The organism is Staphylococcus sp. KUGN1, from assembly GCF_045984185.1.
GTDB classification, from domain to species: domain Bacteria; phylum Bacillota; class Bacilli; order Staphylococcales; family Staphylococcaceae; genus Staphylococcus; species Staphylococcus warneri_A.
The window spans coordinates 37,859-56,613 of record NZ_JBJQIL010000002.1 but is presented as its reverse complement, the minus strand read 5'-3'; the positions used below and the strand labels follow the sequence as shown (position 1 = coordinate 56,613).

The window sequence follows — 18,755 nt, the reverse complement described above, 5'->3', positions numbered from 1 at the left end:
CTTAAATGTAGACGAATAAGGAGGGAAAATTATGGCAAAACAAAAAATCAGAATCAGATTAAAAGCTTATGATCACCGCGTGATTGATCAATCAGCAGAAAAAATTGTTGAAACTGCTAAACGTTCTGGTGCAGATGTTTCTGGACCAATTCCGTTACCAACAGAAAAGTCAGTTTATACAATCATCCGTGCCGTGCATAAGTACAAAGATTCACGTGAACAATTCGAACAACGTACTCATAAACGTTTAATCGATATTGTTAACCCAACACCAAAAACAGTTGATGCTCTTATGGGCTTAAACTTACCATCTGGTGTAGACATCGAAATCAAATTATAATAGAAAAATTTAGGAGGTGGACTTTCGATGACCAAAGGAATCTTAGGAAGAAAAATCGGGATGACACAAGTGTTTGGAGAAAACGGTGAATTAATCCCAGTAACAGTAGTAGAAGCAGGACAAAACGTTGTATTACAAAAGAAAACTGAAGAAGTTGACGGTTACAACGCAATCCAAGTAGGATTCGAAGACAAAAAAGCATATAAAAAAGGTTCTAAAACTAATAAATATGCTAATAAACCAGCTGAAGGTCATGCTAAAAAAGCTGACACAGCACCTAAGCGCTTCATTCGTGAATTCAGAAACGTTAACGTTGATGAATACGAAGTAGGTCAAGAAGTCTCAGTTGATACATTCGAAACTGGTGACATCATTGATGTTACAGGCGTTTCAAAAGGTAAAGGTTTCCAAGGTGCTATTAAACGCCACGGACAAGCTCGTGGACCAATGGCTCACGGTTCTCATTTCCACAGAGCACCAGGTTCTGTAGGTATGGCTTCAGATGCTTCAAGAGTATTTAAAGGTCAAAAAATGCCAGGCCGTATGGGTGGAAACACAGTTACTGTACAAAACCTAGAAGTAGTACAAGTTGACACAGAAAACAGTGTGATCTTAGTAAAAGGTAATGTACCTGGACCTAAAAAAGGTTTAGTAGAAATTTCAACTTCAATTAAATCAATTAAAAAAGGTAATAAATAATTAATAAGTGAAAGGAGGAAAATGCATAATGGCTAATTATGATGTTTTAAAAGTAGACGGATCAAAAAGTGGTTCAGTTGAATTAAGCGATGCAGTATTTGCAATCGAACCAAATAATAGCATTCTATTTGAAGCTATTAATTTACAACGTGCTTCATTACGTCAAGGTACTCATTCTGTTAAAAACCGTTCAGCAGTACGTGGCGGTGGACGTAAACCATGGAGACAAAAAGGAACAGGTCGTGCTCGTCAAGGTACAATCCGTGCTCCACAATGGCGTGGCGGTGGCGTTGTATTCGGACCAACTCCAAGAAGTTACGGTTACAAAATGCCTAAGAAAATGCGTCGTTTAGCATTACGTTCTGCATTATCATTCAAAGTTAAAGAAAATGGATTCACAGTTGTAGATGCATTCGGTTTCGATGCTCCAAAAACAAAAGAATTCAAAAATGTTTTAACTACATTAGAACAACCTAAAAAAGTCTTAGTAGTTGTTGAAAACGAAGATGTAAACGTTGAATTATCAGCACGTAACATCCCAGGTGTTCAAGTAACAACTGCTCAAGGTTTAAATGTATTAGATATCACAAGCGCTGACAGTGTAGTAATCACTGAAGCTGCTGCTAAAAAAGTTGAGGAGGTGCTCGGATAATGGAAGCTAGAGATATTCTTAAGCGCCCCGTAATCACTGAGAAATCTTCAGAAGCAATGGCAGAAGATAAATATACATTCGATGTTGATACTCGTGCTAACAAAACACAAGTTAAAATTGCTGTTGAAGAAATCTTCGACGTAAAAGTTGATAATGTTAACATCATCAACTACAAACCTAAGAAAAAACGTATGGGCCGTTACCAAGGCTACACAAATAAAAGAAGAAAAGCGATTGTAAAACTTAAAGAAGGTTCAATCGACTTATTCAACTAAAAAACATTACCAATAAGGAGGTAAACGACAATGGCTCTTAAAAAGTATAAGCCAATAACTAATGGTCGTCGTAATATGACTTCATTAGATTTCGCTGAAATTACGAAAACTACACCAGAAAAGTCATTATTACAACCGCTACCGAAAAGAGCGGGACGTAACAACCAAGGTAAATTGACTGTTCGTCATCATGGTGGAGGACATAAACGTCAATACCGTGTTATCGATTTTAAACGTAACAAAGACGGTATCAACGCTAAAGTTGATTCTATCCAATACGATCCAAACCGTTCAGCTAACATTGCATTATTAGTATATGCTGATGGTGAAAAACGTTATATCATCGCACCTAAAGGATTACAAGTAGGTCAAACAGTTGAAAGTGGTGCTGAAGCAGATATCAAAGTAGGTAATGCTTTACCATTACAAAACATTCCTGTAGGTACAGTAATCCACAATATCGAGTTAAAACCTGGTAAAGGTGGACAAATTGCTCGTTCAGCTGGAGCTAGCTCTCAAGTGTTAGGTAAAGAAGGTAAATATGTATTAATCAGATTACGCTCTGGTGAAGTTCGTATGATTCTTTCAACTTGCCGTGCTACTATTGGTCAAGTTGGTAACATCCAACACGAACTAGTAAACGTTGGTAAAGCTGGACGTTCAAGATGGAAAGGTATCCGCCCTACAGTTCGTGGTTCTGTAATGAACCCTAACGATCACCCACACGGTGGTGGTGAAGGTCGTGCACCTATCGGTAGACCATCTCCAATGTCACCTTGGGGTAAACCTACGCTTGGTAAGAAAACACGTCGTGGTAAAAAATCATCAGACAAACTTATCGTTCGTGGACGTAAGAAAAAATAATAAAATTAACTTATTTGGGTGTGCGGCGTAACAGCTGCACGCACAGAATAAGAAGGGAGGCGCCCAAATGGCTCGTAGTATTAAAAAAGGAGCTTTCGTCGATGATCACTTAATGAAAAAAGTTGAAGCACAAGACGGAAGTGAAAAGAAACAAGTAATTAAAACATGGTCTCGTCGTTCTACAGTTTTCCCAAATTTCATTGGTCATACTTTCGCAGTATACGATGGACGTAAACATGTACCTGTATATGTAACAGAAGATATGGTAGGCCACAAATTAGGTGAATTCGCACCAACTCGTACATTTAAAGGTCATGCTGTTGACGATAAAAAAACAAGAAGATAATTTTTAATAAGTAGAGGAGGAAATCCTAATGGAAGCAAAAGCGGTTGCTAGAACAATAAGAATCGCACCTCGTAAAGTAAGATTAGTTCTTGACTTAATTAGAGGTAAAAATGCTGGAGAAGCTATTGCAATTTTAAAATTAACTAACAAAGCTTCATCACCAGTTATCGAAAAAGTATTAATGTCCGCTTTAGCTAACGCTGAACATAACTACGACATGAACACAGATGAATTAGTAGTTAAAGAAGCTTACGCTAATGAAGGACCAACTTTAAAACGTTTCCGCCCACGTGCGCAAGGACGTGCAAGTGCGATTAATAAACGTACAAGCCACATTACAATCGTCGTAAGTGACGGTAAAGAAGAAGCTAAAGAAGCTTAATAACTTTCTAAGGAGGGAATACTGTGGGTCAAAAAATTAATCCAATCGGACTTCGTGTTGGAATCATCCGTGATTGGGAAGCAAAATGGTATGCTGAAAAAGATTTCGCTTCACTATTACACGAAGATTTAAAAATCCGTAAATTTATTGATAATGAATTAAAAGAAGCATCAGTTTCTCACGTAGATATCGAACGTGCTGCAAACCGTATTAATATCGCAATTCATACTGGTAAACCTGGTATGGTAATTGGTAAAGGCGGTTCAGAAATTGATAAACTTCGTAACAAATTAAACGCTTTAACTGATAAAAAAGTACACATCAACGTAATTGAAATTAAGAAAATTGATATTGATGCAAGATTAGTTGCTGAAAATATCGCACGTCAATTAGAAAACCGTGCTTCATTCCGTCGTGTACAAAAACAAGCTATTACAAGAGCTATGAAACTTGGTGCTAAAGGTATTAAAACTCAAGTATCAGGTCGTTTAGGCGGAGCTGATATTGCTCGTGCTGAACAATATTCTGAAGGAACTGTTCCACTTCATACATTACGTGCTGACATCGATTATGCACACGCTGAAGCAGATACTACTTATGGTAAATTAGGCGTTAAAGTATGGATTTATCGTGGAGAAGTTCTTCCTACTACTAAGAACACTAGTGAAGGAGGAAAATAATCATGTTACTACCAAAACGTGTTAAATATCGTCGTCAACATCGTCCTAAAACAACTGGTCGTTCAAAAGGCGGTAACTATGTAACATTTGGTGAGTATGGTTTACAAGCGACAACAACGTCTTGGATCACTTCTCGTCAAATCGAATCAGCTCGTATTGCAATGACTCGTTATATGAAACGTGGTGGGAAAGTTTGGATCAAAATCTTCCCTCATACACCATATACTAAAAAACCTTTAGAAGTACGTATGGGTGCCGGTAAAGGTGCGGTTGAAGGCTGGATTGCAGTCGTTAAACCTGGTAGAATTTTATTCGAAGTCGCTGGTGTACAAGAAGAAGTTGCACGCGAAGCACTACGTTTAGCAAGTCACAAACTTCCAGTGAAAACTAAGTTTGTAAAACGTGAAGAATTGGGTGGTGAAACAAATGAAAGCTAAGGAAATTAGAGACTTAACCACTTCAGAAATCGAAGAACAAATCAAATCTTCAAAAGAAGAGCTTTTTAACCTACGCTTTCAGTTAGCTACAGGTCAATTAGAAGAAACTGCACGTATTCGCACAGTAAGAAAAACGATTGCACGTCTAAAAACTGTTGCTCGTGAAAGAGAAATTGAACAAAGTAAGGCTAATCAATAATTAATTGAAAGAGGAGGTTACAAAAGTGAGCGAAAGAAATGATCGTAAAGTTTATGTAGGTAGAGTTGTTTCTGACAAAATGGACAAGACTATTACAGTACTTGTTGAAACTTACAAAACACACAAATTATACGGCAAACGAGTAAAATACTCAAAAAAATACAAAACTCATGATGAAAACAATTCAGCTAAATTAGGAGACATTGTTAAAATTCAAGAAACTCGTCCTTTATCAGCAACAAAACGTTTTCGTTTAGTAGAAATTGTTGAAGAGTCAGTAATTATTTAATTCAAGATTAGAGATAAGGGAGGTTTAACTAATGATCCAACAAGAGACACGTTTAAAAGTAGCAGACAACTCTGGTGCTCGTGAAGTTCTTACAATTAAAGTATTAGGTGGATCTGGTCGCAAAACAGCGAACATCGGCGATATTATCGTATGTACTGTTAAAAATGCAACACCAGGTGGCGTTGTTAAAAAAGGTGATGTTGTCAAAGCTGTTGTAGTACGTACTAAATCAGGTGTACGCCGTAACGATGGTTCATATATCAAATTTGACGAAAATGCATGTGTTATCATTCGTGATGACAAAGGCCCACGTGGTACTCGTATCTTTGGTCCTGTTGCTCGTGAATTACGTGAAGGTAACTTCATGAAAATCGTATCATTAGCACCAGAAGTACTATAAAATCAAATAACCAAAATATATAAGGAGGTGCCCACATGCATATCAAAAAAGGTGACAACGTAAAAGTTATCGCAGGTAAAGACAAAGGTAAAGAAGGTAAAGTAGTAGCTACTGAACCTAAACGTGACCGTGTCGTTGTGGAAGGTGTTAACGTTATTAAAAAACACCAAAAACCAACTCAATTAAACCCTGAAGGTGGAATTTTAGAAACAGAGGCAGTTATCCATGTTTCTAACGTACAATTATTAGACCCTAAAACAAACGAACCAACTCGTGTAGGTTACAAATTTGTTGATGGTAAAAAAGTTCGTATTGCAAAAAAATCTGGCGAAGAAATTAAATCTAATAATTAATTACTAGTTGAAAGGAGGATCCACTTTGAACCGTTTAAAAGAAAAATTCAATTCTGAAGTTACTGAGAACTTAGTAAAGAAATTTAACTATAGTTCAGTAATGGAAGTACCAAAAATTGACAAAATCGTAGTGAACATGGGTGTAGGTGACGCTGTTCAAAACTCTAAAGTGTTAGATAATGCTGTTGAAGAGTTAGAATTAATCACTGGTCAAAAACCATTAGTAACTAAGGCTAAAAAATCAGTTGCAACATTCCGTTTACGTGAAGGTATGCCAATCGGTGCGAAAGTTACACTTCGCGGAGAAAGAATGTATGAATTCTTAGATAAACTTATTTCAGTATCACTACCACGTGTACGTGACTTCCAAGGTGTTTCTAAAAAAGCATTCGATGGTCGCGGTAACTACACATTAGGTGTTAAAGAACAATTAATTTTCCCTGAAATCGATTATGATAAAGTAAGCAAAGTAAGAGGAATGGATATTGTTATCGTAACTACTGCTAACACTGACGAGGAAGCTCGTGAATTGTTATCAAACTTCGGTATGCCATTTCGTAAATAATCTCTAAAAGGAGGCTAATTAAGTGGCTAAAACTTCAATGGTTGCTAAGCAACAAAAAAAACAAAAATTCGCAGTTCGTGAATACACTCGTTGTGAACGCTGTGGTCGTCCACATTCTGTATATCGTAAATTTAAATTATGCCGTATTTGTTTCCGTGAATTAGCTTACAAAGGCCAAATTCCTGGCGTACGCAAAGCTAGCTGGTAATAAACAAGAGTCTGAAAGGAGGCAACAATCAATGACAATGACAGATCCAATCGCAGATATGCTAACTCGTGTAAGAAACGCAAACATGGTTCGTCACGATAAATTAGAATTACCTGCGTCTAATATCAAAAAAGAAATTGCTGAAATCTTAAAAAATGAAGGTTTCATTAAAAACGTTGAATACGTAGAAGACGATAAACAAGGTGTTATTCGTTTATTCTTAAAATATGGTCAAAACAATGAACGTGTTATCACAGGATTAAAACGTATTTCAAAACCAGGTTTACGTGTTTATGCTAAAGCTAACGAAGTACCAAAAGTACTTAATGGTTTAGGTATTGCATTAGTATCAACTTCTGAAGGTGTTATCACTGATAAAGAAGCAAGAAAACGTAATGTTGGTGGAGAAATTATCGCATACGTTTGGTAATAAATAATAAGGAGGTGCCATAACATGAGTCGTGTTGGTAAGAAAATTATTGACATCCCTAGTGACGTAACAGTAACTTTTGACAAAAATAATGTAACTGTTAAAGGTCCAAAAGGTGAATTATCAAAAACATTAAACGAAAGAATGACATTCAAACAAGAAGAAAACACAATTGAAGTTGTAAGACCATCTGATTCTAAAGATGACAGAACAGATCATGGTACAACTCGTGCTTTATTAAATAATATGGTACAAGGTGTTTCTCAAGGTTTCGAAAAAACACTTGAACTTGTTGGTGTAGGTTACCGTGCTCAAATGCAAGGTAATGATTTAGTACTTAACGTTGGTTACTCTCACCCAGTTGAAATTAAAGCCGAAGACGGAATTACTTTCGCTGTAGAGAAAAACACAACTGTTAAAGTTTCTGGTGTATCTAAAGAGCAAGTTGGAGCAATCGCTTCTAACATCCGTTCAGTAAGACCTCCAGAACCTTATAAAGGTAAAGGTATTCGTTACCAAGGCGAATACGTTCGCCGTAAAGAAGGTAAAACTGGTAAATAATAGATAACACTCTACAGAAAGGAGTATTGAAATGATCAGTAAAATTGATAAAAATAAAGTGCGTTTGAAAAGACATTCACGTGTTCGTACTAAATTATCAGGTACAGCTGAAAAGCCACGTTTAAATGTATATCGTTCAAACAAACACATTTACGCACAAATCATTGATGATGTTAAAGGCGAAACATTAGCTCAAGCTTCATCTAAAGATAAAGATATTGCTAACGAATCAGCAACTAAAGTTGATTTATCTACAAAAGTTGGCGAAACAATTGCTAAAAAAGCAAGTGATAAAGGAATTAAAGAAATCGTATTCGATCGTGGAGGTTACTTATACCACGGACGCGTTAAAGCATTAGCAGAAGCTGCTAGAGAAAACGGTTTAGAATTTTAATTTAAAGGAGGGACAAATACATGGCTCGTAGAGAAGAAGAAACGAAAGAATTTGAAGAACGCGTTGTTACAATCAATCGTGTTGCTAAAGTTGTTAAAGGTGGACGTCGTTTCCGTTTCACTGCATTAGTAGTAGTTGGAGACAAAAATGGTCGTGTAGGTTTCGGTACTGGTAAAGCACAAGAGGTACCTGAAGCAATCAAAAAAGCTGTAGAAGCAGCTAAAAAAGATTTAGTTGTAGTTCCACGTGTTGAAGGTACTACACCTCACACAATCACTGGCCGTTATGGTTCAGGTAGTGTATTCATGAAACCTGCAGCTCCTGGTACTGGTGTTATCGCTGGTGGACCAGTTCGTGCGGTATTAGAATTAGCAGGTATCACTGATATCTTAAGTAAATCATTAGGTTCAAACACACCAATCAACATGGTTCGTGCAACTTTAAATGGTTTACAAAACCTTAAAAACGCTGAAGATGTTGCGAAATTACGCGGCAAAACAGTTGAAGAATTATATAATTAAGGAGGGAAAATAAGTTATGGCTAAATTACAAATTACCCTCACTCGTAGTGTTATTGGTCGTCCTGAAACACAACGTAAAACTGTTGAAGCTTTAGGTCTTAAAAAGACTAATAGCTCAGTAGTTGTTGAAGATAACCCTGCTATTCGTGGGCAAATCAACAAAGTTAAACATTTATTAACAGTAGAAGAAAAATAATTAAGGAGGTGCCGACATGAAATTACATGAGTTAAAACCAGCAGAAGGTTCACGTAAAGAACGTAACCGTGTAGGTCGTGGTGCAGCAACTGGTAATGGTAAAACAAGTGGCCGTGGACATAAAGGTCAAAAAGCACGTTCAGGTGGTAAAGTAAGACCTGGATTTGAAGGTGGACAATTACCATTATTCCGTCGTTTACCAAAACGTGGTTTCACTAACATAAATCGTAAAGAATATGCTATTGTTAACTTAGACCAACTTAATCAATTCGAAGATGGTACTGAAGTAACTCCAGCTTTATTAGTAGAATCTGGTGTTGTTAAGAACGAAAAATCTGGTATTAAAGTACTAGGTAACGGCTCACTAGATAAAAAATTAACAGTGAAAGCTCATAAGTTCTCAACTTCAGCAGCAGAAGCTATTGATGCTAAAGGTGGAGCACACGAGGTGATCTAATGTTTCAAACGCTTGTGAGCTTCTTTAAAACTAAAGAAGTTCGAAACAAGATTTTCTTCACTCTAGCAATGTTAGTGATCTTTAAGATTGGGACTTATATTCCAGCTCCTGGAGTAAATCCTAATGCTTTTGATCAAGCAGCAAAAGGTTCTCAAGGTGTCACTGATTTACTTAATACTTTCGGTGGTGGAGCCTTGAAGAACTTTTCAATATTTGCGATGGGAATCATGCCATACATTACCGCATCTATCGTAATGCAATTATTACAGATGGATATTGTTCCTAAGTTCTCTGAATGGGCTAAACAAGGTGATGTAGGTAGAAGAAAAATCAACAATGTAACACGTTATTTCGCTATTATATTAGCATTCATTCAGTCAATAGGTATGTCGTTCCAATTTAATAACTTATATGGTGGTCGCTTAATTGTAAGTCATTCTGTATATAGTTATTTATTGATTGCACTAACTTTAACAGCAGGAACTGCATTCTTGATATGGCTTGGTGACCAAATCACTCAGTTTGGTGTTGGTAATGGTATTTCACTTATCATCTTTGCAGGTATTTTATCAACGTTACCATCAAGTATTATTCAAGCAGGCCAACAAGCTTTTGTGGGCCAAGAAGATACGTCTTTAGCTTGGTTAAAAATAGTAGCACTCATTGTTGCATTAGTACTGTTAACAGTAGGTGCAATATTTGTACTTGAAGCGAAACGTAAAATTCCTATTCAATATGCAAAGAAACAAACAGCTCAACGATTAGGTTCACAAGCAACTTATCTACCTTTAAAAGTTAACTCAGCTGGTGTTATTCCTGTTATCTTTGCGATGGCATTTTTCTTATTACCAAGAACGTTGACGCTATTTTTCCCTAAAGCTGAATGGGCACAACAAATAGCTGATACAGCAAATCCATCAAGCAACATAGGAATGGTTATCTATATTGTATTAATCATTGCATTTGCATATTTTTATGCATTTGTTCAAGTTAATCCAGAAAAAATGGCTGACAACCTTAAGAAGCAAGGTAGTTATGTCCCAGGAATTCGTCCTGGTGAACAAACGAAAAAATATATTACTAAAGTGCTTTATCGATTAACATTTGTTGGCTCTATTTTCTTAGCTGTCATTGCAATTTTACCGATTTTAGCGACTAAGTTTATGGGATTACCAAGATCAATTCAAATTGGTGGTACAAGTTTACTAATCGTTATTGGTGTTGCTATTGAGACTATGAAATCATTAGAAGCACAAGTAAATCAAAAAGAGTATAAAGGCTTTGGTGGTAGATAATTTGTAGGAGGGCACTTATGAATATCATTTTAATGGGCTTACCTGGTGCAGGTAAAGGAACTCAAGCGAGTGAAATTGTTAAGAAATTCCCAATACCACACATATCTACTGGTGACATGTTCAGAAAAGCGATTAAAGATGAAACTGATTTAGGTAAAGAAGCTAAATCATACATGGATCGTGGAGAATTAGTCCCTGATGAAGTTACTGTGGGTATCGTTAAAGAAAGAATTTCTGAAGACGATGCAAAAAAAGGATTTTTATTAGATGGTTTCCCTAGAACAATCGATCAAGCAGAAGCTTTAAATTCAATTATGGCTGAACTTGATAGAAATATTGATGCTGTCATCAATATCGAAGTTCCAGAGGAAGAACTAATGAATCGTCTTACAGGTCGTCGTATCTGTGAGAATTGTGGTACAACTTATCATCTTGTATTTAATCCTCCAAAAGTTGAAGGTATTTGTGATTTTGATGGCGGTAAATTATATCAACGTGAAGATGATAATCCGGAAACTGTTTCAAATCGTTTGAAAGTCAATGTTAAACAATCAAAACCTATATTAGAATATTATGATAATATAGGTGTATTGAAAAATATTGATGGTTCAAAAGATATTGAAGAGGTTACTACTGATGTCATTGATATCTTAGACCAATTACAATAGATCAACTTTTACGATCTATGTTGATGTGAATGTTTACTAACACTGTAATATACAATTTAATATGAGTGACAAATAACGATAATTAATTCCCGTAATTTTTGTTAAACTTATTAAAGCTAGTCACTAATAGATTCGTATCGTTGAAGTTGTCTATTGACGATAACCTTACTATTGCAAAAAGGGGGAAGTTAATCAATGGCTAAACAAGATGTTATTGAATTAGAAGGTACTGTATTAGATACTTTACCAAACGCAATGTTTAAAGTAGAATTAGAAAATGGTCATGAAATTTTAGCACATGTAAGTGGAAAAATTAGAATGAACTACATTCGAATTCTACCTGGCGACAAAGTAACTGTTGAGATGTCTCCGTATGATTTATCACGCGGTAGAATTACTTATCGTTATAAATAATCGTCACTCCATAATATAGGGAGGTATTAAAATGAAAGTAAGACCATCAGTAAAACCAATTTGCGAAAAATGTAAAGTCATTAAACGTAAAGGTAAAGTAATGGTAATTTGTGAAAATCCAAAACACAAACAAAGACAAGGTTAATAAAAGAGAGGTGTAAATGTATATGGCACGTATTGCAGGAGTGGATATTCCACGTGAAAAACGCGTTGTTATTTCTTTAACTTATGTATATGGTATTGGTACTTCTACAGCGAAAAAAATCGTTGAAGAAGCTAACGTATCAGCTGACACTCGCGTAAAAGATTTAACTGACGATGAATTAGGTCGCATTCGTGAAGTAGTTGATAGCTACAAAGTAGAAGGTGACTTACGTCGTGAGCAAAACTTAAACATTAAACGTTTAATGGAAATTTCATCATACCGTGGTATTCGTCACCGTCGTGGCTTACCAGTTCGCGGTCAAAAAACTAAAAACAACGCTCGTACGCGTAAAGGCCCAGTTAAAACTGTAGCGAACAAGAAAAAATAATCGGTAAAGGAGGCAAATAATAAATGGCACGTAAACAAGTATCTCGTAAACGTAAAGTGAAAAAGAATATTGAAAGTGGTGTTGCACACATCCGTTCAACATTCAATAATACAATTGTAACGATTACTGATGAATTCGGTAATGCATTATCATGGTCATCTGCTGGTGCATTAGGATTCAAAGGATCTAAAAAATCAACACCATTCGCAGCGCAAATGGCGTCTGAAACAGCTTCTAAAACAGCTATGGAACATGGTTTAAAAACTGTAGAAGTAACAGTTAAAGGACCTGGACCAGGCCGTGAATCAGCTATCCGTGCATTACAATCAGCAGGACTTGAAGTAACAGCAATCAGAGACGTTACTCCAGTACCACATAATGGTTGTCGTCCACCAAAACGTCGTCGCGTCTAATTTATGGTTGTGTTGTTACAGGTCACTGAGCAAACAGTATAAATCAAGTCGACGTATTTAAGGAGGATATTTGTAAATGATAGAAATCGAAAAACCTAGAATTGAGACAATTGAAATTAGTGAAGATGCTAAATTCGGTAAGTTCGTTGTTGAACCACTTGAACGTGGCTACGGTACTACACTAGGAAACTCCTTACGTCGTATCCTACTATCTTCATTACCAGGATCAGCAGTTAAGTACATCGAAATTGAAGGCGTGTTACACGAATTCTCAGCGGTAGATAATGTTGTTGAAGATGTATCTACTATTATTATGAACATCAAAAAGCTAGCATTAAAAATCTATTCTGAAGAAGATAAAACTTTAGAAATCGATGTTAAGGATGAAGGTGAAGTTACTGCAAGTGATATTACTCACGACAGTGATGTAGAGATTTTAAATCCTGAACTTAAAATTGCTACTGTTTCTAAAGGTGGACATTTAAAAGTTCGTCTTGTTGCTAATAAGGGTAGAGGTTACGCATTAGCTGAAACAAATAATACTAGTGATTTACCAATTGGTGTAATTCCAGTAGATTCACTATATTCACCTGTAGAACGTGTTAACTATACAGTAGAAAATACACGTGTAGGTCAAAGTAGTGATTTTGATAAATTAACTTTAGATGTTTGGACTAATGGTTCAATCACTCCTCAAGAATCAGTATCATTAGCAGCAAAAATAATGACTGAACACTTGAATATCTTTGTAGGTCTAACTGATGAAGCACAAAATGCTGAAATCATGATTGAAAAAGAGGGAGATCAAAAAGAAAAAGTATTAGAAATGTCTATTGAAGAATTAGACTTATCTGTACGTTCTTATAACTGCTTGAAACGCGCAGGAATCAATTCTGTACAAGAGTTAGCTGATAAATCTGAAGCTGACATGATGAAAGTGCGTAATTTAGGTCGTAAATCTCTTGAAGAAGTAAAATATAAATTAGAAGATTTAGGATTAGGATTAAGAAAAGAAGATTGATAAAGGAGGTTAACTCATGGGTTACAGAAAATTAGGTCGTACTTCTGATCAACGTAAAGCTATGTTACGTAACTTAGCTACTTCACTTATCGTAAGTGAGCGTATTGAAACTACAGAAGCTCGTGCAAAAGAAGTTCGCAGTGTTGTTGAGAAATTAATCACTTTAGGTAAAAAAGGAGATTTAGCTTCTCGTCGTAATGCAGCTAAAACATTACAAAATGTTGAAATCTTAAACGAAGATGAAACTACTCAAACTGCTCTTCAAAAATTATTCGGTGAAATCGCTGAACGTTATACAGACCGCCAAGGTGGTTATACTCGTATTCTTAAAGAAGGCCCTCGTCGTGGTGACGGTGCTGAATCAGTAATTATCGAATTAGTATAATTTAACTATAAATACACTAACTACTTATATATAAAGCAAATGAGTGCAACGATAATGTCTGCCACATACAGACATTGTCTAGCTCAGAGTACCCCATCAAACTAAATATTAAATTAAAGCGTGAACTCAACAAAACTGATGGGGTGCGCGCTTTTTTATTTTTAAGCTGAGATATTCATATCTTCAGCTTTTTTTAATACATTATAGTTCTACATACAAAATACTTTTAATCATTATGAACACGTATACATATGATATTAAATAATGTAAAATGTTAAAGGTAATTAAAATTAAAAGGGGGAATAAAAGTGAAGGAAGAAGATAATATTATTGAATTTAAAAATGTATCATTTAAATACCAAAGTGATTCTGCCTTCACTTTAAATGACGTATCATTTCATATTCCTCGAGGTCAATGGACGAGTATAGTTGGTCACAATGGTTCAGGTAAATCAACTGTTACTAAACTAATGGTAGGTATTGAAGAATCCGATGAAGGGCAAATCTTGTTTAATAATCATAAAATTAATAAAGATAATATAGCCCAAATAAGAAAGCAGATTGGCATTGTTTTTCAAAATCCAGATAATCAATTTGTAGGAGCAATTGTTAAGTATGATGTTGCCTTTGGTCTGGAAAATCATTCAGTACCTTATCATGAAATGCAGGAAAAAGTAACAACTTCACTTAAACAAGTTGATATGTTAGATTTAGCAGAATATGAACCACATTCATTATCAGGAGGTCAAAAACAAAGAGTAGCTATTGCTAGTGTTTTAGCATTAAATCCGTCAGTTATCATTTTAGATGAAGCTACATCAATGTTAGATCCTGTAGCTAAATCATCATTATTACAATTAGTAAAAGAACTTCAAAAGGAACAACAAATTACTATCATTTCTATTACCCATGATTTATCTGAAACGATGAACGCAGATAATATTATTGTTATGAATCACGGAAGAATTTATAAACAAGGTAAACCAAGTGAAATCTATAATGATGTTGATCAACTCATGAAAATAGGGCTTGAACTACCTTTTTCTATGAAAATGAATCAATTATTGTTTGAAAGTTCATCATTTGTCACATATGAAGGGTTGGTTAATCAATTATGAGTTTAAATATGAATAATGTGAGTTATATTTACCAACCTAAAACACCATATGAGTTCAAGGCTTTAAATAATATTTCACTTAGATTTAAACAAGGCCATTATTATGCCATTGTGGGACAAACTGGTAGTGGCAAATCAACATTGATTCAACATATAAATGCGCTTCTAAAACCTACAAGTGGTTCAATAGATTTTAATGAAAAGCATATAGACAGTAAAACAAAAGATAAGTTTTTAAGACCCATACGTAAACATGTAGGTATGGTATTCCAGTTTCCAGAATCACAGCTTTTTGAAGATACTGTAGAAAAGGAAATTGAATTTGGACCGAAAAATTTCAACATGAATGTACAAGAAGTGAAAAATAATGCTTTTGATATGTTATTAGAACTTGGTTTTTCACGAAATGTCATGTCTCTATCACCGTTTCAAATGTCGGGTGGCCAAATGAGAAAATTAGCATTAGTTTCTATTTTAGCTATGGATCCAGATATTATCGTTGTCGATGAGCCAACAGCAGGTTTAGACCCTAAAAGTAGACATCAAGTTATGACTTTACTAAAAAAATTACAATTAGAGCAGCATAAGACAATTATACTAGTGACTCATGATATGAATGATGTTGCTAAATACGCTGAAGAAATCATTGTAATGCAAAAAGGTGAGGTACAGGCAATTGAAAATCCTAGAACGCTTTTTAGTCAACCTGACATACTTAACCAATGGCATATCACCTTACCGGATGTTGTTTGTTTACAAAAAGACTTTGAAACAAAATATCAGACAAAATTACCATCCACTGCTTTAACAGAGGAAGAATTCGCTGAGTTGTACAGGGAGTGGCAAAATGAAAAATAAATTAATAATTGGACGATATCTTCCTAGCAATTCATTTATACACCATTTAGATCCAAGATCAAAACTAATATTTGTGTTCGTTTTTATTATTTTTATCTTTTTATGCCATTCCTTTGGTACGTATGCATGGTTGTTTATATTGATTTTATTAATTGTGAGAATGGCTAAAATTAATTTTATGTTTTTAATTAAAGGATTAACACCAATATTTGTCTTTTTAATATTTACATTTTTAATGCACGTATTTTTTACAAAAGGTGGAGCAATCCTTTTACATTGGCACTTTATATCTATTGAAAGTAAGGGGATTTTAGAAGGCGTTTATATTTCTTTACGTTTAATCTTTATTGTTATGATAGCGACTGTAATGACGCTTTCAACAAGTCCTATTGATTTGACAGATGCGTTTGAAAAATTATTAACACCTTTAAAATGGTTGAAGCTACCTGTACATCAATTAAGTATGATGATGTCTATCGCGTTAAGATTTATACCAACACTTATGGATGAATTAGACAAAATTATTTTAGCGCAAAAGTCTAGAGGCTCAGAAATAAGTTCTGGAGGCGTCATAACAAGAATTAAAGCATTTATTCCATTGATGATTCCATTGTTTATTTCTGCCTTTCAAAGAGCAGAGGAATTAGCGATTGCTATGGAAGTAAGGGGTTATGATGCACATGCAGAAAGAACGAGCTACAGACTCCTTCAGTGGCGTCTGAGAGATACATTGATATTGTTACTATTAATTCCTATATTGGGTGTATTATTGTTAATTAAATTTATGGGAGTGTAAATGATTGCGTATTTTAGTAGAAATTGAATATCAAGGTAACCAATTTTTAGGATTTCAAATTCAACAACAAGGTAGAACTGTACAACAACAATTTGAAAAAATACTAAAAAGAATGCATAAACGGCACATAAGTATACATCCTTCTAGTCGTACTGATAGAGGTGTACACGCGTACCAACAATATTTTCATTTTGATACAGAATTACAAATTGAAAATAGCAAATGGCAATATGCAATGAATAGTGCCTTACCAGATGATATATATGTTAAATCTGTTAAACAAGTCGATGAAGATTTTCATTGTAGATATGATTGTGTAGGAAAACGGTATCGATATAAAGTTTATCAAGCTAAGCATCGCGATCCATTTCAAAGTGGATTGAAAACGTATATAGCAGATTCATTAGATTTAAATCAGATGAATGAAGCTGCAAAACTATTTATAGGTACCCACGACTTTACTGGATTCTGTTCACAAAAAACAGAAGTAGAGAGTAAGGTGAGGACCTTATACCAAAGTGAAATAGTTAAAACTGATGAAGGCTTTGATTATATCGTTACCGGATCAGGCTTTTTATATAATATGGTTCGTGTACTAGTTGCCTTTTTAATAGAAGTAGGAAAAGGTAAAAGAAGTCCAGAAGAAATCCCCCAATTACTAGAAGAGAAAAATAGGAATAAAATACCTTTTACAGCACCATCCGAAGGGCTATATTTAGAAAAAGTGTATTTATCAGATAAAGCACTAATTAAAGACTTTGGAGACCAAATTAAAATACATTATAAAAAATCATTACAAAATGATTGAATTGCATTGACAAAAGGCCTATGAAATTATAAGATTATTAACGGTATTGTTTTATATCCACCCCACGATAAGCCCCGGAATCTTATTGTGTTACAAGATATATAAGCAAAATAGAACAACAGTTAACAAAATAAATGAAATCTACGCTTTAAATCGTAACAATTTTTAAATCAAACCAAATAGAATATAGACATTACGGAAGTAACGATTGTTAATCAAGTTTGTCTAGAGTCTAAAACGAAGCATTTATTTTTAGGAGGACAATTATTATGCGTCAAACATTTATGGCAAATGAATCAAACATTGAGCGCAAATGGTATGTTATCGATGCTGAAGGCCAAACATTAGGTCGTTTATCATCAGAAGTAGCATCTATCTTACGCGGTAAAAATAAAGTAACTTATACACCACACGTTGATACAGGTGATTATGTAATCATTATCAACGCTTCAAAAATTCAATTCACTGGTAATAAAGAACAAGACAAAATGTATTACCGTCACTCAAATCACCCAGGTGGTTTAAAATCAATTTCTGCTGGTGAATTAAGAAGAACTAACCCAGAACGTTTACTTGAAACTTCAATTAAAGGTATGCTACCAAGTAGTCGTTTAGGCGAAAAACAAGGTAAAAAATTATTTGTATATGGTGGCGCTGAACATCCACACGCTGCACAACAACCAGAAAACTACGAGTTACGTGGTTAATTAGAAGGAGGAAATTACATTGGCACAAGTTGAATATAAAGGCACAGGCCGTCGTAAAAACTCAGTAGCACGTGTACGTTTAGTACCAGGTGAAGGTAACATCAAAGTTAACAACCGTGACGTACGTGACTACTTACCATTTGAATCATTAATCTTAGACTTAAACCAACCATTCGATGTTACTGAAACTAAAGGTAACTATGACGTTTTAGTTAACGTTCACGGTGGTGGATTCACAGGACAAGCACAAGCTATCCGTCACGGAATCGCTCGTGCATTATTAGAAGCAGATCCTGAATACAGAGGTTCTTTAAAACGCGCTGGATTATTAACACGTGACCCACGTATGAAAGAACGTAAAAAACCAGGTCTTAAAAAAGCTCGTCGTTCACCTCAATTCTCAAAACGTTAATATTGCCAAGATTGTTGCGAACTTGTTCGCAAACCAATTGGTTTACACTTAATAGAGCAAAAAGCACTTCTCGAAACATC

General features: G+C 35.1%; 35 protein-coding genes. All 35 read left to right on the top strand.

Annotated features, from left to right (window positions below; genetic code table 11):
- The first annotated feature begins 31 nt into the window (after positions 1-31).
- The gene (gene rpsJ / locus ACJQQZ_RS06705) at positions 32-340 is read left to right on the top strand and encodes a 30S ribosomal protein S10 (protein WP_001118667.1); all 309 of its coding nucleotides are present in this window, start codon (positions 32-34) and stop codon (positions 338-340) included.
- A gap of 27 nt (positions 341-367) precedes the next feature.
- Positions 368-1,039 (top strand): 50S ribosomal protein L3, encoded by a 672-nt coding sequence (gene rplC, locus ACJQQZ_RS06700; protein ID WP_002450526.1) that lies wholly within the window; start codon positions 368-370, stop codon positions 1,037-1,039.
- A gap of 28 nt (positions 1,040-1,067) precedes the next feature.
- Complete coding sequence (gene rplD, locus ACJQQZ_RS06695) at positions 1,068-1,691, top strand: 50S ribosomal protein L4 (RefSeq protein WP_408023100.1); 624 nt, start codon at positions 1,068-1,070, stop codon at positions 1,689-1,691.
- Positions 1,691-1,966: a 50S ribosomal protein L23 gene (gene rplW / locus ACJQQZ_RS06690; protein WP_002450524.1), complete on the top strand. Its 276-nt coding sequence runs from the start codon at positions 1,691-1,693 to the stop codon at positions 1,964-1,966. The genes rplD and rplW overlap by 1 nt, the downstream gene beginning before the upstream one ends.
- A gap of 30 nt (positions 1,967-1,996) precedes the next feature.
- Positions 1,997-2,830, top strand: a complete 834-nt coding sequence (gene rplB, locus ACJQQZ_RS06685) for a 50S ribosomal protein L2 (RefSeq protein ID WP_002450523.1) — start codon at positions 1,997-1,999, stop codon at positions 2,828-2,830.
- 67 nt (positions 2,831-2,897) lie between these two features.
- Positions 2,898-3,176, top strand: a complete 279-nt coding sequence (gene rpsS / locus ACJQQZ_RS06680) for a 30S ribosomal protein S19 (protein WP_145505416.1) — start codon at positions 2,898-2,900, stop codon at positions 3,174-3,176.
- 28 nt (positions 3,177-3,204) lie between these two features.
- On the top strand, positions 3,205-3,558 hold the full coding sequence (gene rplV / locus ACJQQZ_RS06675; RefSeq protein ID WP_001829734.1) for a 50S ribosomal protein L22: 354 nt from the start codon (positions 3,205-3,207) through the stop codon (positions 3,556-3,558).
- Between the two features lie 23 nt (positions 3,559-3,581).
- Positions 3,582-4,238: a 30S ribosomal protein S3 gene (gene rpsC / locus ACJQQZ_RS06670; protein ID WP_002450521.1), complete on the top strand. Its 657-nt coding sequence runs from the start codon at positions 3,582-3,584 to the stop codon at positions 4,236-4,238.
- Positions 4,239-4,240: 2 nt separating this feature from the next.
- Positions 4,241-4,675: a 50S ribosomal protein L16 gene (rplP, locus tag ACJQQZ_RS06665; RefSeq protein ID WP_002450520.1), complete on the top strand. Its 435-nt coding sequence runs from the start codon at positions 4,241-4,243 to the stop codon at positions 4,673-4,675.
- A complete protein-coding gene (gene rpmC / locus ACJQQZ_RS06660) occupies positions 4,665-4,874 on the top strand; it encodes a 50S ribosomal protein L29 (RefSeq protein ID WP_000644737.1) in 210 nt (69 codons plus the stop codon). The genes rplP and rpmC overlap by 11 nt, the downstream gene beginning before the upstream one ends.
- A gap of 25 nt (positions 4,875-4,899) precedes the next feature.
- Positions 4,900-5,163 (top strand): 30S ribosomal protein S17, encoded by a 264-nt coding sequence (gene rpsQ / locus ACJQQZ_RS06655; RefSeq protein WP_002432741.1) that lies wholly within the window; start codon positions 4,900-4,902, stop codon positions 5,161-5,163.
- A gap of 31 nt (positions 5,164-5,194) precedes the next feature.
- Positions 5,195-5,563, top strand: a complete 369-nt coding sequence (rplN, locus tag ACJQQZ_RS06650; RefSeq protein ID WP_002432661.1) for a 50S ribosomal protein L14 — start codon at positions 5,195-5,197, stop codon at positions 5,561-5,563.
- A 35-nt stretch (positions 5,564-5,598) separates the two neighbouring features.
- The gene (gene rplX / locus ACJQQZ_RS06645; RefSeq protein WP_145505410.1) at positions 5,599-5,916 is read left to right on the top strand and encodes a 50S ribosomal protein L24; all 318 of its coding nucleotides are present in this window, start codon (positions 5,599-5,601) and stop codon (positions 5,914-5,916) included.
- A gap of 25 nt (positions 5,917-5,941) precedes the next feature.
- Entirely contained in the window at positions 5,942-6,481 is a 540-nt protein-coding gene (gene rplE, locus ACJQQZ_RS06640) for a 50S ribosomal protein L5 (protein WP_002466470.1), read from the top strand.
- A 22-nt stretch (positions 6,482-6,503) separates the two neighbouring features.
- Entirely contained in the window at positions 6,504-6,689 is a 186-nt protein-coding gene (locus ACJQQZ_RS06635) for a type Z 30S ribosomal protein S14 (protein WP_001829713.1), read from the top strand.
- Positions 6,690-6,720: 31 nt separating this feature from the next.
- On the top strand, positions 6,721-7,119 hold the full coding sequence (gene rpsH, locus ACJQQZ_RS06630; protein ID WP_002450517.1) for a 30S ribosomal protein S8: 399 nt from the start codon (positions 6,721-6,723) through the stop codon (positions 7,117-7,119).
- Between the two features lie 24 nt (positions 7,120-7,143).
- Positions 7,144-7,680, top strand: coding sequence for a 50S ribosomal protein L6 (rplF, locus tag ACJQQZ_RS06625; protein WP_002450516.1), 537 nt, complete (start codon positions 7,144-7,146; stop codon positions 7,678-7,680).
- 31 nt (positions 7,681-7,711) lie between these two features.
- The gene (rplR, locus tag ACJQQZ_RS06620; protein ID WP_002450515.1) at positions 7,712-8,074 is read left to right on the top strand and encodes a 50S ribosomal protein L18; all 363 of its coding nucleotides are present in this window, start codon (positions 7,712-7,714) and stop codon (positions 8,072-8,074) included.
- Between the two features lie 20 nt (positions 8,075-8,094).
- Positions 8,095-8,595, top strand: a complete 501-nt coding sequence (gene rpsE / locus ACJQQZ_RS06615; protein WP_002450514.1) for a 30S ribosomal protein S5 — start codon at positions 8,095-8,097, stop codon at positions 8,593-8,595.
- A gap of 16 nt (positions 8,596-8,611) precedes the next feature.
- The gene (gene rpmD, locus ACJQQZ_RS06610; protein WP_001096576.1) at positions 8,612-8,791 is read left to right on the top strand and encodes a 50S ribosomal protein L30; all 180 of its coding nucleotides are present in this window, start codon (positions 8,612-8,614) and stop codon (positions 8,789-8,791) included.
- Positions 8,792-8,807: 16 nt separating this feature from the next.
- Positions 8,808-9,248: a 50S ribosomal protein L15 gene (gene rplO, locus ACJQQZ_RS06605; RefSeq protein WP_002450513.1), complete on the top strand. Its 441-nt coding sequence runs from the start codon at positions 8,808-8,810 to the stop codon at positions 9,246-9,248.
- On the top strand, positions 9,248-10,543 hold the full coding sequence (secY, locus tag ACJQQZ_RS06600) for a preprotein translocase subunit SecY (RefSeq protein ID WP_002466482.1): 1,296 nt from the start codon (positions 9,248-9,250) through the stop codon (positions 10,541-10,543). The genes rplO and secY overlap by 1 nt, the downstream gene beginning before the upstream one ends.
- Positions 10,544-10,560: 17 nt before the next feature.
- On the top strand, positions 10,561-11,211 hold the full coding sequence (locus ACJQQZ_RS06595; RefSeq protein ID WP_145505406.1) for an adenylate kinase: 651 nt from the start codon (positions 10,561-10,563) through the stop codon (positions 11,209-11,211).
- Between the two features lie 195 nt (positions 11,212-11,406).
- On the top strand, positions 11,407-11,625 hold the full coding sequence (infA, locus tag ACJQQZ_RS06590; RefSeq protein ID WP_001829792.1) for a translation initiation factor IF-1: 219 nt from the start codon (positions 11,407-11,409) through the stop codon (positions 11,623-11,625).
- Positions 11,626-11,656: 31 nt separating this feature from the next.
- Positions 11,657-11,770, top strand: a complete 114-nt coding sequence (gene rpmJ / locus ACJQQZ_RS06585) for a 50S ribosomal protein L36 (RefSeq protein WP_000868342.1) — start codon at positions 11,657-11,659, stop codon at positions 11,768-11,770.
- 22 nt (positions 11,771-11,792) lie between these two features.
- Positions 11,793-12,158 carry a 30S ribosomal protein S13 gene (rpsM, locus tag ACJQQZ_RS06580; RefSeq protein WP_002450510.1) on the top strand — a complete coding sequence of 122 codons (366 nt, stop codon included), beginning with the start codon at positions 11,793-11,795 and terminating at the stop codon, positions 12,156-12,158.
- Positions 12,159-12,181: 23 nt separating this feature from the next.
- On the top strand, positions 12,182-12,571 hold the full coding sequence (rpsK, locus tag ACJQQZ_RS06575) for a 30S ribosomal protein S11 (RefSeq protein WP_002450509.1): 390 nt from the start codon (positions 12,182-12,184) through the stop codon (positions 12,569-12,571).
- Between the two features lie 76 nt (positions 12,572-12,647).
- A complete protein-coding gene (locus ACJQQZ_RS06570) occupies positions 12,648-13,592 on the top strand; it encodes a DNA-directed RNA polymerase subunit alpha (RefSeq protein WP_408023099.1) in 945 nt (314 codons plus the stop codon).
- A gap of 16 nt (positions 13,593-13,608) precedes the next feature.
- A complete protein-coding gene (gene rplQ / locus ACJQQZ_RS06565) occupies positions 13,609-13,977 on the top strand; it encodes a 50S ribosomal protein L17 (RefSeq protein ID WP_002466473.1) in 369 nt (122 codons plus the stop codon).
- Positions 13,978-14,285: 308 nt separating this feature from the next.
- Positions 14,286-15,095 carry an energy-coupling factor transporter ATPase gene (locus tag ACJQQZ_RS06560; RefSeq protein WP_002450506.1) on the top strand — a complete coding sequence of 270 codons (810 nt, stop codon included), beginning with the start codon at positions 14,286-14,288 and terminating at the stop codon, positions 15,093-15,095.
- Positions 15,092-15,952, top strand: a complete 861-nt coding sequence (locus tag ACJQQZ_RS06555) for an energy-coupling factor transporter ATPase (protein ID WP_107532941.1) — start codon at positions 15,092-15,094, stop codon at positions 15,950-15,952. Before ACJQQZ_RS06560 ends, ACJQQZ_RS06555 begins: the two co-directional genes overlap by 4 nt.
- Entirely contained in the window at positions 15,942-16,748 is an 807-nt protein-coding gene (locus tag ACJQQZ_RS06550; protein ID WP_002450504.1) for an energy-coupling factor transporter transmembrane component T family protein, read from the top strand. The genes ACJQQZ_RS06555 and ACJQQZ_RS06550 overlap by 11 nt, the downstream gene beginning before the upstream one ends.
- Before the next feature lie 4 nt (positions 16,749-16,752).
- On the top strand, positions 16,753-17,556 hold the full coding sequence (truA, locus tag ACJQQZ_RS06545; RefSeq protein WP_002450503.1) for a tRNA pseudouridine(38-40) synthase TruA: 804 nt from the start codon (positions 16,753-16,755) through the stop codon (positions 17,554-17,556).
- A 269-nt stretch (positions 17,557-17,825) separates the two neighbouring features.
- Entirely contained in the window at positions 17,826-18,263 is a 438-nt protein-coding gene (gene rplM / locus ACJQQZ_RS06540; RefSeq protein ID WP_002450502.1) for a 50S ribosomal protein L13, read from the top strand.
- 19 nt (positions 18,264-18,282) lie between these two features.
- Positions 18,283-18,675 (top strand): 30S ribosomal protein S9, encoded by a 393-nt coding sequence (rpsI, locus tag ACJQQZ_RS06535; RefSeq protein ID WP_002450501.1) that lies wholly within the window; start codon positions 18,283-18,285, stop codon positions 18,673-18,675.
- Positions 18,676-18,755: the final 80 nt, after the last annotated feature.

What these genes read in the sequence shown, in the direction of transcription:
- rpsJ (WP_001118667.1), top strand. Translation starts at nt 32, where the DNA reads ATGGCAAAACAAAAAATCAGAATCAGATTAAAAGCTTATGATCACCGC.
- rplC (WP_002450526.1), top strand. Translation starts at nt 368, where the DNA reads ATGACCAAAGGAATCTTAGGAAGAAAAATCGGGATGACACAAGTGTTT.
- rplD (WP_408023100.1), top strand. Translation starts at nt 1,068, where the DNA reads ATGGCTAATTATGATGTTTTAAAAGTAGACGGATCAAAAAGTGGTTCA.
- rplW (WP_002450524.1), top strand. Translation starts at nt 1,691, where the DNA reads ATGGAAGCTAGAGATATTCTTAAGCGCCCCGTAATCACTGAGAAATCT.
- rplB (WP_002450523.1), top strand. Translation starts at nt 1,997, where the DNA reads ATGGCTCTTAAAAAGTATAAGCCAATAACTAATGGTCGTCGTAATATG.
- rpsS (WP_145505416.1), top strand. Translation starts at nt 2,898, where the DNA reads ATGGCTCGTAGTATTAAAAAAGGAGCTTTCGTCGATGATCACTTAATG.
- rplV (WP_001829734.1), top strand. Translation starts at nt 3,205, where the DNA reads ATGGAAGCAAAAGCGGTTGCTAGAACAATAAGAATCGCACCTCGTAAA.
- rplP (WP_002450520.1), top strand. Translation starts at nt 4,241, where the DNA reads ATGTTACTACCAAAACGTGTTAAATATCGTCGTCAACATCGTCCTAAA.
- rpmC (WP_000644737.1), top strand. Translation starts at nt 4,665, where the DNA reads ATGAAAGCTAAGGAAATTAGAGACTTAACCACTTCAGAAATCGAAGAA.
- rplN (WP_002432661.1), top strand. Translation starts at nt 5,195, where the DNA reads ATGATCCAACAAGAGACACGTTTAAAAGTAGCAGACAACTCTGGTGCT.
- rplX (WP_145505410.1), top strand. Translation starts at nt 5,599, where the DNA reads ATGCATATCAAAAAAGGTGACAACGTAAAAGTTATCGCAGGTAAAGAC.
- rpsH (WP_002450517.1), top strand. Translation starts at nt 6,721, where the DNA reads ATGACAATGACAGATCCAATCGCAGATATGCTAACTCGTGTAAGAAAC.
- rplF (WP_002450516.1), top strand. Translation starts at nt 7,144, where the DNA reads ATGAGTCGTGTTGGTAAGAAAATTATTGACATCCCTAGTGACGTAACA.
- rplR (WP_002450515.1), top strand. Translation starts at nt 7,712, where the DNA reads ATGATCAGTAAAATTGATAAAAATAAAGTGCGTTTGAAAAGACATTCA.
- rpsE (WP_002450514.1), top strand. Translation starts at nt 8,095, where the DNA reads ATGGCTCGTAGAGAAGAAGAAACGAAAGAATTTGAAGAACGCGTTGTT.
- rpmD (WP_001096576.1), top strand. Translation starts at nt 8,612, where the DNA reads ATGGCTAAATTACAAATTACCCTCACTCGTAGTGTTATTGGTCGTCCT.
- rplO (WP_002450513.1), top strand. Translation starts at nt 8,808, where the DNA reads ATGAAATTACATGAGTTAAAACCAGCAGAAGGTTCACGTAAAGAACGT.
- secY (WP_002466482.1), top strand. Translation starts at nt 9,248, where the DNA reads ATGTTTCAAACGCTTGTGAGCTTCTTTAAAACTAAAGAAGTTCGAAAC.
- ACJQQZ_RS06595 (WP_145505406.1), top strand. Translation starts at nt 10,561, where the DNA reads ATGAATATCATTTTAATGGGCTTACCTGGTGCAGGTAAAGGAACTCAA.
- infA (WP_001829792.1), top strand. Translation starts at nt 11,407, where the DNA reads ATGGCTAAACAAGATGTTATTGAATTAGAAGGTACTGTATTAGATACT.
- rpmJ (WP_000868342.1), top strand. Translation starts at nt 11,657, where the DNA reads ATGAAAGTAAGACCATCAGTAAAACCAATTTGCGAAAAATGTAAAGTC.
- rpsM (WP_002450510.1), top strand. Translation starts at nt 11,793, where the DNA reads ATGGCACGTATTGCAGGAGTGGATATTCCACGTGAAAAACGCGTTGTT.
- rpsK (WP_002450509.1), top strand. Translation starts at nt 12,182, where the DNA reads ATGGCACGTAAACAAGTATCTCGTAAACGTAAAGTGAAAAAGAATATT.
- ACJQQZ_RS06570 (WP_408023099.1), top strand. Translation starts at nt 12,648, where the DNA reads ATGATAGAAATCGAAAAACCTAGAATTGAGACAATTGAAATTAGTGAA.
- rplQ (WP_002466473.1), top strand. Translation starts at nt 13,609, where the DNA reads ATGGGTTACAGAAAATTAGGTCGTACTTCTGATCAACGTAAAGCTATG.
- ACJQQZ_RS06555 (WP_107532941.1), top strand. Translation starts at nt 15,092, where the DNA reads ATGAGTTTAAATATGAATAATGTGAGTTATATTTACCAACCTAAAACA.
- ACJQQZ_RS06550 (WP_002450504.1), top strand. Translation starts at nt 15,942, where the DNA reads ATGAAAAATAAATTAATAATTGGACGATATCTTCCTAGCAATTCATTT.
- rplM (WP_002450502.1), top strand. Translation starts at nt 17,826, where the DNA reads ATGCGTCAAACATTTATGGCAAATGAATCAAACATTGAGCGCAAATGG.